Below are 12,615 nucleotides of genomic sequence, written 5' to 3' on the forward strand. Positions count from 1 at the left end.
ACTCCGTCCTATAAGCGCCCCGAACGCTCCGTCCCGCCGCGCCCTACCCGCGCCACCGCTGACGCTCCCGTCCGTGCTGACACCGCTGTCCCGCTGACACCCCCGTCCCGCTGGTGTCCCTGTCCCTCTGTTGTGCCGTGGACTGCCTGGTGTCTCGTGCGGACTGCCTGGTGTCTCGTGCGGACCTCCTGGCGCCCCGTAGACCTGCCCCACCCGCTGGCGCCCCTGACCCCGCTGTGCCGCTGGCCGCGTCGTCTCCAACGCCTGCCGCCCAACGCCTGCCGTCTCCAACGCCTGCGGTGCCTAACGCCTGCGGTGCCTAACGCCTGTGGTGCCTAACGCCTGCGGTCCTTAACGCCTGCCGTTCCGTGGGCGCCGTACCCGTGTGCGCTTCCCGTGCCTGCCGACCTGGTCGCTGCCGTGCCGCCGTACGTCCTGTTGTCTGTGGGGGTGGTGTCCAGGCGTTTCCGGGGTTGTGCTCCTCGGCTACGTCGTTCCGTGGCGTCGCTCGTCCCGCACTCCGTTGTGCCCGCCGTCCCCTGGGGCTGGTGGCCTGGTCGCCGTCGTACCGCCGTATGTCCGTCCTCGTGAGCGCGGTGTCCCGCCCCGGCCTTGTGGCCGTCCGTGTTCCAGCGCTGAGGTCCGGCGTATCCGGTGTTTCGGGGGACGGGTTACTCGCCGGGGCGGACGAGGCCGGTTTCGTAGGCGAAGACGATGGCCTGGGCGCGGTCGCGCAGCCCGAGTTTGGTCAGCACGCGGCCCACATGTGTCTTGACCGTCTGCTCGGCCACGAACAGCTTCTGGGCGATCTCCAGGTTGGACATCGCCTGGGCGACCAGGATCAGCACCTCCGTCTCGCGTTCGGTCAGCTCCTCCGGCCGCCTCCCCGACGGCGGACGGGGCCCGCCCAGCCGGGCGAACTCGTGGATCAGCCGCTTGGTGATGGCCGGCGCGATGAGCGCGTCGCCGGCGGCGACCACGCGGACGGCCTCGGCGAGCTGGGCCGCCGAGGCGTCCTTGAGCAGGAACCCGCTGGCCCCCGCCCGCAGCGCCTCGTAGACGTAGTCGTCGAGGTCGAACGTGGTCAGGATGAGCACCTTCGACGCCGGGCACGCCGCCAGCACCTCCCGGGTCGCCTCCAGCCCGTTCATGACCGGCATGCGCACGTCCATCAGCACCACGTCGGGGCTCAGCGCGACGGCCCGCGTCACCGCCTCACGGCCGTCGGCCGCCTCGCCCACGACCTCGATGTCCGGCTGGCCGCTCAGGAACACGGTGAACCCCGTGCGGACCATCCCCTGGTCGTCGGCGATCAGCACGCGGATCACGCGGCGCCCTCCCTCTCCTCGATCGGCAGCCCTGCGGCCGGCCCGCTTGATGACTCGACCGGCGGTTCCGTCGGCAACGCGGCGCTCACCTGGTAACCGCCGCCGCGCGTGGGCCCGGCGTCGAGCGTGCCGCCGAGCAGCGCCGCGCGTTCCCGCATGCCCACCAGCCCCTGGCCCGCGCCGGGCGCCGCCGCGGGGGAGCGGCCGGGGCCGTTGGCGACGCGCAGGCGCAGCGTGCCCGCGTCGGCGGTGATCTCCACGGTGACGCCCGACCCCGGCGCGTGCCGCATCGCGTTGCTGAGCGACTCCTGCACGATCCGGTACGCCGACAACCCCACCGCGGGCGACAGCCGCCCGATCGGCCGCCGCCGGTCGACCGCCACGGTCAGCCCCGCGTTGCGGGCGTTGGCCACCAGCTCCTCCAGCCGGTCGAGGCCGGGCTGCGGCGCGGTGTCGGTGCGGCCCTCGGGGTCGCGCAGCACCCCGAGGACCTGACGCAGCTCGTTGATGGCCTCCAGGGACAACGCGCGGATCTCGGCCAGCCCCGCCTCCAGCTGGGACGCGTCGCCCGCGGCCCTGAGCGGCACGGCCTCGGCCTGGATGGCGATCACCGACATGTGGTGGGCCACCACGTCGTGCAGCTCGCGGGCGATGCGGGCGCGCTCCTCCAGCACCGCCTGCGCGCCCTCGGCCTGCCGGGTGCGCCGCTCCTCCTCGATGAGCAGGGCCGTGGCGTTGCGCCGGGCGCGCACGTTGTAGCCGAACAGCAGGACGACCACGGCCACGCCGGCCACCACCGGCGTCGAGTCGACGTCGACGGCCAGGCACAACAGGACGGTGAGGATCCCGGCCCCCACCGTGATCCGCCGATCGCAGCGCACGCCCACGGAATAGAGCGCCAGCAGGTACGCCACCCCCACCGCGACCGGATAGGGCGCGTAGCCCTCGTCCTGCCCGATCGTGAGGCTGGCGCAGACGGCGAGAGGGGTCAGCGCGGCGGCCGCCCGCCAGGCCGCCAGCGGCCACCGGTTGCGCAGCACCACGGGCAGGCCGGCGGCCAGGGCCGCGAGGACGACGGCACCGCCCCAGAGCGGCGCGGGATCGCCGGGCGTGGCGGCGGCCCGCTCGTTCCACTCCAGGGTCGTGGACAGCGTCACGCCGAACAGCTCCACGCCCAGCAGGAGCTCGGCGATCTGCAACAAGCTGTACGTCTTCACCGGGACCAGCGGCGCCAGCCATCGGGGCACCGGCATCCGCAGCCACCGGGAACGCGGCCGGGACGGGGGATCGGCGCTGCCCGTCAGCAACGCGAGCGTGAAGGGCCGCAGCACGGCCAGCGAGGCCCGCCACAGCGCCACGGCGAACCGCCCGGCCGCTCCTCCGGACGACTCCGGAGGGCCGGTGCGCGCGTCGCCCCGGGAGGCGAGGGGCGCGGAGCGCCGGGCACGGTGATTCACCTGGTCAAGGATACGGAAAGGCGGGCGGCCGGACGTCAGACCAAGGTCTGATCCTGACGTCACCCTCAGGTATCACTTACAACATTACGATCGCCGTGAGCGAACATCGGCAAGGTTGGGAACAACGGCGCGCTCCAATGAATTGAGTCGGTATAACTCAACCCTTTGGAGTTCGCATGAGTGAGAGCTTGATCCTCCCGGTCCTGCCGCTCGACGACGAGGTCGTCCTGCCGGGCATGGTGGTTCCGCTGGACCTGTCCGACTCCGAGGTGCGCGCTGCGATCGACGCGGCCCGCGCGTCCGGTGGTAACAAGCCGCGGGTCCTCCTCGTTCCCCGGATCGACGGCCGTTACGGCGCCGTCGGCGTCCAGGCCGTGATCGAGCAGGTCGGAAGGTTGCCCGGCGGTGAGCCCGCCGCCGTGGTCCGCGGTGTCAACCGCGTGCGCGTGGGCACCGGCACCACCGGCCCCGGCGCCGCACTGTGGGTCGAGGCCGACACGATCGACACGGTTCCGGCCGGCGAGCGCGCCCAGGAGCTGGCCAAGGAGTACAAGGCCCTGGCCACCACCATCCTGCAGAAGCGCGGCGCCTGGCAGGTCGTCGACCAGGTCAACCAGATCGACGACCCCTCGGTGCTGGCCGACAGCTCCGGTTACACCCCGTGGCTGACCACCGCCCAGAAGGTCGAGCTGCTGGAGGCCGCCGACCCGGCCGACCGCCTGGCCAGGCTCATCGAGTGGTCCCGCGAGCACCTCGCCGAGCTCGACGTCGCCGAGACGATCCGCAAGGACGTCCAGGAGGGCATGGAGAAGCAGCAGCGTGAGTTCCTGCTGCGCCAGCAGCTCGCCGCGGTCCGCAAGGAGCTGAAGGAGCTCAACGGCGACACCGCCGAGAGCGAGGAGGAGGACTACCGGGCCCGCGTCGAGGCCGCCGACCTGCCGGAGAAGGTGCGCGAGGCCGCACTCAAGGAGGTCGACAAGCTGGAGCGCACCTCCGACCAGTCCCCGGAGGGCGGCTGGATCCGCACCTGGCTCGACACGGTGCTCGACATCCCCTGGAACGAGCGTACCGAGGACAACTACGACATCGCGGGCGCGCGGGCCGTGCTCGACGCCGACCACACGGGCCTCGACGACGTCAAGGACCGCATCATCGAGCACCTCGCCGTGCGCAAGCGCCGCCAGGACAAGGGCCTCGGCGTGGTGAGCGGCCGGCGCAGCGGCGCCGTCCTGGCGCTCGCCGGTCCTCCCGGGGTCGGCAAGACGTCCCTGGGCGAGTCGGTGGCGCGCGCGATGGGCCGCAAGTTCGTCCGGGTCGCGCTCGGCGGCGTACGGGACGAGGCCGAGATCCGCGGACACCGGCGCACCTACGTCGGCGCCCTGCCGGGCCGCGTCGTCCGGGCCATCCGCGAGGCCGGCTCGATGAACCCGGTCGTCCTGCTCGACGAGGTCGACAAGGTCGGCGCCGACTACCGCGGCGACCCCACGGCGGCGCTGCTGGAGGTCCTCGACCCGGCCCAGAACCACACCTTCCGCGACCACTACCTCGAGGTCGAGCTCGACCTGTCCGACGTGCTGTTCCTGGCCACGGCCAACGTGCTGGAGGCCATCCCCGGCCCGCTGCTCGACCGCATGGAGGTCGTCACCCTCGACGGCTACACCGAGGACGAGAAGGTCGCCATCGCCCGCGACCATCTGCTGCCCAGGCAGCTGGAGCTCGCCGGGCTGACCTCCGAGGAGGTCAAGGTCGACGACGGCGCGCTGCGGCGGCTGGCCGGCGAGTACACCCGCGAGGCCGGCGTGCGCTCGCTGGAGCGGGCGGTCGCCAGGATCCTGCGCAAGGTGGCGGCCAAGGACGAGCTGCCCGTCACGGTCGGCCCGGACGACCTGGTCGGCTACATCGGCAGGCCGCGGTTCGTGCCGGAGTCGTCGCTGCCCGAGTCCACCCAGCGCACCTCCGTGCCGGGCGTGGCCACGGGCCTGGCGGTGACCGGGGCCGGCGGCGACGTCCTCTACGTGGAGGCGTCGCTGGCCGACCCGGAGACCGGCGAGACCGGCCTGACCCTGACCGGCCAGCTCGGCGACGTGATGAAGGAGTCGGCCCGGATCGCGCTGTCCTACCTGCGCTCGCACGGCGCGGAGCTGGAGCTGCCGGTCACCGCGCTGAAGGACCGCTCGGTGCACGTGCACTTCCCCGCGGGCGCCGTCCCCAAGGACGGTCCCTCGGCGGGCGTGACGCTGACGACCGCGCTGGCCTCGCTCCTGTCGGGCCGCCAGGTCCGCGCCGACGTCGCCATGACCGGTGAGATCTCGCTGACCGGGCGGGTCCTGCCGATCGGCGGCGTCAAGCAGAAGCTGCTGGCCGCCCACCGGGCGGGCATCACCACGGTGCTCATCCCGGCCCGCAACGAGCCCGACCTGGACGACGTGCCCGAGGAGGTGCGCAACGAGCTGACCATCCACGCGGTCAGCGACGTGCGCGAGGTCCTCGACATCGCGCTGACCCCGGCCGAGGTCGCCACCACGGTCGCGGCCTGACGCCGCGCCCGGGGGCTGCCCCGGCACCGCCCCGCCGCACCCGGCCTCCCGGATGCGGCGGGGCGGCTCCATGTACGGGGGCCTGAACAAACGGCGCGCGAGGGGCCGGGAACGAGCCGGTGAATGGGGTCAGCCGGTGAGCAGCAGCGACTCCAGTTCCTCCAGCAGCGTCATGACCCGGGCCGCGCGTTCGGGATCGTCGCCGACCGCCGCGCGCACCGCCTCCTCCACCGGTCCGGCCGCCCGGCGGTGGACCGCGGCCAGCGCCGGTTCCGTCAGCGTGACCAGGGTGCGCCGCCCGTCGCCGGGGTCGGGTTCGGTCCGGACGAGGCCGCGCTCGCGCATCCGGGCCACCGAGGCCGACACGTGGCTCTGGACGAAGCCCGTCCTGGCCTGGATCTCGCCGACGGTGCCGCCCGGGTGGCGCAGCACGTCCTCGAAGACGGCCTCCTCGCCGGGGGTGAGGGGCGGGCCCTTGGTCTCGCCGGCCGCCGTCTTCGACAGGTCCACCAGCCGCCGTCCGAGCCTGCGCAGTCGTGCCACGTTCATGGTGGCCGATTATATCGCTGGAGATGTATCGTCAGCGATATGAATGGGGTGGCGAGGACGGCGGTGGGCGCGGCATGGTTACGGGCGCGCGAGAGCGAACGACCCGACCGGCTGTTCGAGGACCCGTACGCGGGCGCCTTCGTGGCGGCGGCGGACGCCGGGTCGCCGGACGCGGGGCGGGGGAGCGGAGCGGGTGATCTCTTCAGCGCCCACCTGGTGTTCCGGACCAGGTTCTTCGACGACCACCTGAGCGGTTCCGGCTGCGACCAGGTCGTCCTGCTGGCCGCCGGGCTCGATGCCCGCGCCTTCCGGCTGGACTGGCCGCCGGGCGTGCGGCTGTTCGAGCTCGACCTGCCCGAGCTGCTGGCGTTCAAGGACGGCGTGCTGCGCGGGCTGGCCGCGACGGCGCGGTGCGAACGCGTCCCGGTGCCGGTGGACCTGCGCGAGGACTGGCCGGGCAGCCTGCGCGCGGCCGGGTTCGACCCCGCGCGGCCGACGGCCTGGCTGATCGAGGGCCTGCTGATCTACCTGAGCCCGGCCGAGGCCGGGCGGCTTCTCGACGGCGTGTGCGCGCTGTCGGCCGCGGGCAGCAGGCTCGCCTTCGAGCACGACCCGGCCGCGAACGCCGTGCTCGCCGAGCGGGTGCGTACGATGCCCGAGCTGCGGCGGATCGCCACCCTCTGGAAGGGCGGCCCGGGCGCGGACGCCGTCGCCCGGCTGACGGCCCGCGGCTGGCGGACGCGTACGGTCGAAGCAGCCGCCCTCGCCCCCCGGTACGGCCGCCCCGCCCCGCACGGCGGTTTCCTCACCGCGGTGCTGAGTGACGCAGATCACCACAATTCCCCGGAATAGGAGTATGTAAAGGCGGCGTTAGCACCGGCGTGAACGAGGCATACGCGAACGACCACCGCGCCCACCGGGACGCCATGTGTTGTCGCATGCGTATGGGGCGAATGCCGGCCCGTTAGAGACCAGATCCCCGCCCGTTCTCCTCGAAGGTCACCATGATCCACACTTTTTGCTTCGTGCTGCGCAGGCTGAGCCACCTGCCGTTCCCTCCGGGCAGCCACTAGATCCCACCGCTCCGACGGTGATGTTCGTGTAAGGAAGCGGCCCGCCACCCGGCCGCTCTCACTCGTGGGGAAATTTCGTGATCCAGGCTTCCGGCCTGCGCAAGCAGTACGGCCAGACCGTCGCGCTCGACGGCGTCGACCTGCATGTGCGCGAGGGCGAGATCTACGGCGTGCTCGGCCAGAGCGGCGCCGGCAAGAGCACGCTGCTGCGCTGCGTCAACCTGCTCGAACGCCCCACCGCGGGCACGGTCACCGTCGCCGGGCAGGACCTGACCGCCCTGCCCGGCCGCGAGCTCAACCGCGCCAGGCAGCGCATCGGCATGATCCACCAGCACTTCGCGCTGCTGTCCTCGCGCACGGTGGCTGGCAACGTCGCCTTCCCGCTGGAGGTCATGGGCGTGCCCAGGGCCGAACGGCAGCGGCGTGTGGCCGAGCTGCTCGACCTCGTCGGCCTCCAGGGACGCGGCGGCGACCGCCCCCACCAGCTCTCCGGCGGCCAGAAGCAGCGCGTCGGCATCGCCAGGGCGCTGGCGGGCAACCCGTCGGTGCTGCTGTCGGACGAGGCCACCTCCGCGCTGGACCCGGCCACCACCCAGTCGATCCTCGCCCTGCTCAAGCGGCTCAACGCCGAGCTGGGCCTGACGATCCTGCTCATCACCCACGAGATGAACGTCGTCAAGAGCGTCTGCGACTCGGTCGCGATCATGGCCGGGGGCCGCGTCGAGGAGTCGGGGGCGATCGCCGACCTCATCAGGACCCCCGGATCCCGGCTGACCAGGGAGATCTTCCCGCTGCCCGAGCCGGCTCCGGCCGGTTCCGTCACGCTCACCTTCACCGGTGACCCGGGCCGTCCGCTGGTCTCGGAGATGGCGCGCAAGTTCGACGTGGACGTCAACATCCTCGGCGGCTCGATCGAGGAGCTGGCCGGCGGTTCGGTCGGCCGCCTGCGCGTGGCGCTGACCGGCGCCGAGTCCTCCTCGGCGCTGTCGTTCCTGCGGGAGTCGGGGTTGCTCGTCGAAGTCGCGGGGGAGGCCGCATGACCTGGGAAGAGATCGCGCCGCTGCTGTGGCCGGCCACGTGGGAGACCGCCCAGATGGTGGGCTGGGCCACGCTGTTCACCGTGCTGTTCGGGCTGCCGCTCGGCGTGGCGCTGGTGGCCTTCGACCGGGACGGGCTGCGCCCGCTGCCGGCGTTGAAGTCCGTGCTGGGGATCGTCGTCAACATCGGGCGGTCGCTGCCGTTCATCGTGCTGATGATCGCGATCATCCCGTTCACCCGGCTCGTCATCGGGACCACGATCGGCACGGCGGCCGTGGTGGTGCCGCTGACCGTGGGGGCCGTGCCGTTCTTCGCCCGGCTGGTCGAGACGGCGCTGCGCGAGGTCGGCACCGACGTCGTCCAGGCCGCGCAGGCCATGGGGGCGAGCCGGACCGCCATCGTGCGCAAGGTCCTGCTGCCCGAGGCGCTGCCGGGCCTGGTGTCGGGGCTGACCGTCACGATCGTCGCGCTCATCGGGTACTCGGCCATGGCGGGCACCGTCGGCGGCGGCGGGCTCGGCGACCTGGCCGTGCGCTACGGCTACCAGCGGTTCGAGACGCTCGTGATGATCGTGACCGTCGTCCTGCTCATCGTCATCGTGCAAATTCTGCAGAGTCTGGGCGACTGGGTCGCTCGGCGCATTTCACATAAGTAAGGGAAAAATCATGAAGATTCGCTCGATATTGGGTGCTGCTGCGCTGTCCCTGTTGCTCGCTGCATGCGGTACGTCGCAGTCCGCGACCACCACCCCCGCCGCCGAGTCGGCCGACACGGTGCTGAAGGTGGGCGCGAGCCCCGTCCCGCACGGCGAGATCCTGAAGTTCGTCAAGGACAATCTGGCCCCGGCCGCCGGGCTGAAGCTGGAGATCGTCGAGTTCACCGACTACGTCCAGCCGAACGTGCAGCTCGACGAGGGCCAGCTGAACGCCAACTTCTTCCAGCACAAGCCCTACCTGGACGACTTCAACGCCTCCAAGGGCACCAAGCTGAGCTTCGTCACCCCGGTGCACCTGGAGCCGCTCGGCCTGTACTCCAAGAAGATCACCTCGCTGTCGGCGCTGGCGGACGGGGCCACCGTGGCCGTCCCCAACGACGCCACGAACCTCGGCCGCTCGCTCAAGCTGCTCGCCGACAACGGCCTGGTCAAGCTCAAGGACGGCGCGGGCACCGCGGCCACCGAGCGCGACGTCACGGACAACCCCAAGAAGCTGCAGTTCAAGCCCCTTGAGGCGGCCCAGCTCCCGCGCTCGCTCGAGGACGTGGACGCCGCCGTGATCAACGGCAACTACGCCATCGAGGCCGGGCTCAAGCCCGCCAGCCAGGCGCTGGTGCTGGAGAAGACCGAGGGCAACCCGTACGTCAACGGGCTCGTCGTCCAGGCCGGCCACGAGAAGGACGCCAACATCGTCACCCTCGGCAAGCTGCTCCAGGACCCGAAGGTCAAGGACTTCATCAAGCAGAAGTACGAGGGCTCGGTGATCCCCGCCGAGTGATCCGCGCCGAGTGATCCGCGCCGAGTGATCCCGGCGTCGGCCGACGCCGAAGCCGCGGCTTCCCCACCGGGGAGCCGCGGCTTCGGCGCGCCCTAGCGCCGCCGCCGACGGACCGAATACTGTTCTAATATGTACCCGGGAGCCATCGCAGCCGTCACCCCCGACAAGCCCGCTGTGATCATGGCGGGCTCCGGGCAGGTCCTCACCTACCGCGAGCTCGAAGAGGAGTCCAACCGCCTGGCCCACGCCTTCCGCGCGGCCGGGCTCAAGCCCGGCGACCACGTCGCCTTCATGCTCGCCAACCACCCGCTCTTCCTGGCCGTCGCCTGGGCCGCGCACCGCGCGGGCCTGTACTACACGCCGATCAGCTCCCGCCTGCAGACCGACGAACTCGCCTACATCGTGGACAACTGCGGCGCCCGGGTCTTCATCTCCAGCGCGAACCTGGCGGAGGTGGCCACCTCGATCACCGACGCCACGCCGCGGGTGGAGCTGCGGCTCATGCTCGACGGCCTCGCCGAGGGCTTCGCCTCCTACGAGGAGACGGTGGCCGGCTGCCCCGTCACCCCGATCGCCGACGAGTGCCAGGGCGCCGACATGCTCTACTCCTCCGGCACGACCGGGCGTCCGAAGGGCGTCAAGGTGGCCGCCTCGCTGGCCCCGCTGACCGAGTCGAACACGCTGGTCCGGCTCATCCAGGCGCTGTTCGCGCCGTCGGCCGACAGCGTCTACCTCTCGCCCGCGCCGCTGTACCACGCCGCGCCGCTGCGCTACTGCCTGTCCTTCCAGCGGCTCGGCGCCACGGTGGTGGTGATGGAACGCTTCGACCCCGAGGAGTACCTGCGGCTGGTCGAGCGGTACGGGGTGACGCACTCGCAGCTCGTCCCGACGATGTTCATCAAGATGCTGAAGCTGCCGGAGGAGACCCGGAAGAAGTACGACCTGTCGTCGCTGGTCTGCGCCATCCACGCGGCCGCGCCGTGTCCCGTGCCGGTCAAGGAGCAGATGATCTCCTGGTGGGGGCCGGTGATCCACGAGTACTACGCGGGCACCGAGGGCAACGGCTTCCTCTACGTCGGCTCCCAGGACTGGCTGGAGCACAGGGGCACGGTCGGCCGCTCGCTGCTCGGCGTCGTGCACATCTGCGACGAGGAGGGCGAGGACCTGCCGCCGGGCGAGCACGGCACGGTCTACTTCGAGAACGGCGCCCGCTTCGAGTACCACGGCGACCCCGACAAGACCCGCTCGGCGCAGGACCCGAAGGGCCGGGGCTGGACCACCCTCGGCGACATCGGCTACCTGGACGCCGACGGTTTCCTGTACCTCACGGACCGCCGCTCGTACATGATCATCTCGGGTGGGGTGAACATCTACCCGCAGGAGGCCGAGAACGTGCTGGCCGTCCATCCCAAGGTGGCCGACGTGGCCGTGTTCGGCGTACCGGACGAGGAGATGGGGGAGCAGGTCAAGGCCGTGGTCCAGGCGATGACGGCGGCGGAGGCGGGGCCGGCGCTGGAGGCGGAGCTGATCGCGTACTGCCGGGAGCGCCTGGCCCACTACAAGTGCCCGAAGTCGGTCGACTTCCGCGACGAGCTTCCGCGCCACCCGACCGGCAAACTCTACAAACGCCTCCTGAGGGACGAATACTGGCCCGCCCGCACCTGACCACAGGGCCGCGATCACGCGACCGGCGTCCAGGATGTCCCGTGGTGGACGGGCCGAGGCTGCGAGAGGAGCCCGGTCCGTCGTCGCCTCTGGCGCGTACGCAGGTCGATGAGGGAGGCTCGATGGTGCCCCCGGCCCTGCCGCGGGCCGGGGGCGAACAGTCCGGGACCGACACCCGGGGGCCCGTTCGTTCCCGCGAGGCGGCGACCCCTCATCCGTCCGGCCGCCCCCGGCGGCCGGGCCGGCGTGACGGCCCCGCACCGACCTGGACGGGAGACGAGCATGACCAACATCGGAGTCCCTGAGATCCTCGCTCTTCTGGTGATCCTCGCCCTCGGGGCGTTGATCTTAGGAGGCATCGTGTTCGTGGCGGTGAGGCTCGCCAACCGCGGCCGGCGGTAGCCCCGGCGCCGGACGCCTCGTCGACAACGCCGCTCTGGCCGCCTAGGGTGCGGGCCATGACGGAGCGTCTCACCATGGCTCGGTGCGAGTGCGGCGCGGCCGCCGGACCGCTGGGCGCCTGCGTGGACTACTACCACGCCGTCCTGTCCGAGGAGCAGGCCGATCCCGGCATGTACAGGTGGCACGCGGTGGTGGTCTGCGCGTACTTCCTGCAGCATCCGTCCGGGGCGCACCCGAAGTACCTCGACGGCCAGTTCCGCCAGTTGCAGCTCTGCCTGGACCGGGGTCTGGACGCGCTGCTTCGCGTGGGAGCCCGCCAGGTGGCCAGGAACAGGCACGGGGCGCGGCCGGCCCACGACCTGGAACCGTTGTCGGCGTACGAGCCGCTCCCGCCGGGCGGGCCGCCCCGGCACTTCCGCGCCACGTTCAGCGACCTCCCGGTCCGCGACGGCAGCTTCGTGTCCGACGGCCATCCGGCCTACGGCCGGCGCATCGAGACGATCGCCGCAGCCACGGTGGAGTCCTGGCGCTCCCTCCAGACCTGACCCCGCCCCAGACGGACGCCGTGGCTCCTCGTTGCCGGATCGTGGACCCGGCAGCTATCGGATCTTGATCTAGGGATGGCAGCCTCTCGACCCGTGACCTCTTCAGCAGGCGAGCCCGCCGACGACCAAGCCCCCGTCCAGGTCCCCGTCCTCGTGGCGTCCACCGGAGGGGACGGTGACCCCGCCACGGCGGTGCGCGTGGTCGGCACCGTGGCCATCTGGCTGGGCTTGGCGCTGTCGGTGCTCACCATCGTCACGCCGTGGCAGGACGAGCCCACCGCGTGGCTGCTCGTCTACCTGGTGATCGCCCTGGGCGGCTTCGCCCTGCGCATCGAAGCGGCCGTCCGCGCCCGCCGGTGAACCCACCGCCCCGGCTGCGCCGCACCCCGTACGAGCGTGGTTTGTAGATTCTTTTCGGCTTTTGTGGCCCGAAGTCCGGCCGGTGAGCAGCGCGGATAAGGTGTGAGTGAGTCGTCTCACAGAGTTCCGATCAGCGCCTTAACCAGGTCTTACGCCCCTCTTGGCACC

The 12,615-nt window shown here is 71.7% G+C and carries 11 protein-coding genes; 8 read left to right on the top strand and 3 right to left on the bottom strand.

Annotated elements, in window-relative coordinates:
• Nucleotides 1–671 precede the first annotated feature (671 nt).
• Together ACIBQ6_RS04180 and ACIBQ6_RS04185 are read right to left on the bottom strand one after the other, a co-directional pair.
• Nucleotides 672–1,328 carry a response regulator gene (locus ACIBQ6_RS04180; RefSeq protein WP_397210167.1) on the bottom strand — a complete coding sequence of 219 codons (657 nt, stop codon included), beginning with the start codon at nt 1,326–1,328 and terminating at the stop codon, nt 672–674.
• Nucleotides 1,325–2,785 (bottom strand): sensor histidine kinase, encoded by a 1,461-nt coding sequence (locus ACIBQ6_RS04185; RefSeq protein WP_397210169.1) that lies wholly within the window; start codon nt 2,783–2,785, stop codon nt 1,325–1,327. Before ACIBQ6_RS04185 ends, ACIBQ6_RS04180 begins: the two co-directional genes overlap by 4 nt.
• Before the next feature lie 176 nt (nt 2,786–2,961).
• Here ACIBQ6_RS04185 and lon point away from each other — a divergent pair, with 176 nt between their 5' ends.
• Nucleotides 2,962–5,322 carry an endopeptidase La gene (gene lon / locus ACIBQ6_RS04190; protein ID WP_358293121.1) on the top strand — a complete coding sequence of 787 codons (2,361 nt, stop codon included), beginning with the start codon at nt 2,962–2,964 and terminating at the stop codon, nt 5,320–5,322.
• Nucleotides 5,323–5,451: 129 nt separating this feature from the next.
• Here lon and ACIBQ6_RS04195 read toward each other — a convergent pair whose 3' ends face one another.
• The gene (locus ACIBQ6_RS04195) at nt 5,452–5,871 is read right to left on the bottom strand and encodes a helix-turn-helix domain-containing protein (RefSeq protein WP_358293118.1); all 420 of its coding nucleotides are present in this window, start codon (nt 5,869–5,871) and stop codon (nt 5,452–5,454) included.
• 39 nt (nt 5,872–5,910) lie between these two features.
• Here ACIBQ6_RS04195 and ACIBQ6_RS04200 point away from each other — a divergent pair, with 39 nt between their 5' ends.
• The 7 genes from ACIBQ6_RS04200 (at nt 5,911) to ACIBQ6_RS04230 (ending at nt 12,447) form a co-directional block, all read left to right on the top strand.
• Nucleotides 5,911–6,723 (top strand): SAM-dependent methyltransferase, encoded by an 813-nt coding sequence (locus ACIBQ6_RS04200; protein WP_397210170.1) that lies wholly within the window; start codon nt 5,911–5,913, stop codon nt 6,721–6,723.
• 298 nt (nt 6,724–7,021) lie between these two features.
• Nucleotides 7,022–7,984: an ATP-binding cassette domain-containing protein gene (locus ACIBQ6_RS04205; RefSeq protein WP_358293113.1), complete on the top strand. Its 963-nt coding sequence runs from the start codon at nt 7,022–7,024 to the stop codon at nt 7,982–7,984.
• Nucleotides 7,981–8,637, top strand: a complete 657-nt coding sequence (locus tag ACIBQ6_RS04210; RefSeq protein ID WP_352329100.1) for a methionine ABC transporter permease — start codon at nt 7,981–7,983, stop codon at nt 8,635–8,637. Before ACIBQ6_RS04205 ends, ACIBQ6_RS04210 begins: the two co-directional genes overlap by 4 nt.
• Before the next feature lie 52 nt (nt 8,638–8,689).
• On the top strand, nt 8,690–9,475 hold the full coding sequence (locus tag ACIBQ6_RS04215; RefSeq protein ID WP_358293110.1) for a MetQ/NlpA family ABC transporter substrate-binding protein: 786 nt from the start codon (nt 8,690–8,692) through the stop codon (nt 9,473–9,475).
• Between the two features lie 129 nt (nt 9,476–9,604).
• The gene (locus ACIBQ6_RS04220) at nt 9,605–11,140 is read left to right on the top strand and encodes an AMP-binding protein (RefSeq protein WP_358293108.1); all 1,536 of its coding nucleotides are present in this window, start codon (nt 9,605–9,607) and stop codon (nt 11,138–11,140) included.
• Between the two features lie 458 nt (nt 11,141–11,598).
• The gene (locus ACIBQ6_RS04225; protein ID WP_397210173.1) at nt 11,599–12,087 is read left to right on the top strand and encodes a DUF5946 family protein; all 489 of its coding nucleotides are present in this window, start codon (nt 11,599–11,601) and stop codon (nt 12,085–12,087) included.
• Nucleotides 12,088–12,180: 93 nt separating this feature from the next.
• A complete protein-coding gene (locus tag ACIBQ6_RS04230; RefSeq protein WP_397210174.1) occupies nt 12,181–12,447 on the top strand; it encodes a hypothetical protein in 267 nt (88 codons plus the stop codon).
• The last annotated feature ends 168 nt before the right edge of the window (nt 12,448–12,615 follow it).

The organism is Nonomuraea sp. NPDC049655 (assembly GCF_044465465.1).
Classification (GTDB): domain Bacteria; phylum Actinomycetota; class Actinomycetes; order Streptosporangiales; family Streptosporangiaceae; genus Nonomuraea.

What these genes read in the sequence shown, in the direction of transcription:
- ACIBQ6_RS04210 (WP_352329100.1), top strand. Translation starts at nt 7,981, where the DNA reads ATGACCTGGGAAGAGATCGCGCCGCTGCTGTGGCCGGCCACGTGGGAG.
- ACIBQ6_RS04225 (WP_397210173.1), top strand. Translation starts at nt 11,599, where the DNA reads ATGACGGAGCGTCTCACCATGGCTCGGTGCGAGTGCGGCGCGGCCGCC.
- ACIBQ6_RS04195 (WP_358293118.1), bottom strand. Translation starts at nt 5,871, where the DNA reads ATGAACGTGGCACGACTGCGCAGGCTCGGACGGCGGCTGGTGGACCTG.
- lon (WP_358293121.1), top strand. Translation starts at nt 2,962, where the DNA reads ATGAGTGAGAGCTTGATCCTCCCGGTCCTGCCGCTCGACGACGAGGTC.
- ACIBQ6_RS04200 (WP_397210170.1), top strand. Translation starts at nt 5,911, where the DNA reads ATGAATGGGGTGGCGAGGACGGCGGTGGGCGCGGCATGGTTACGGGCG.
- ACIBQ6_RS04220 (WP_358293108.1), top strand. Translation starts at nt 9,605, where the DNA reads ATGTACCCGGGAGCCATCGCAGCCGTCACCCCCGACAAGCCCGCTGTG.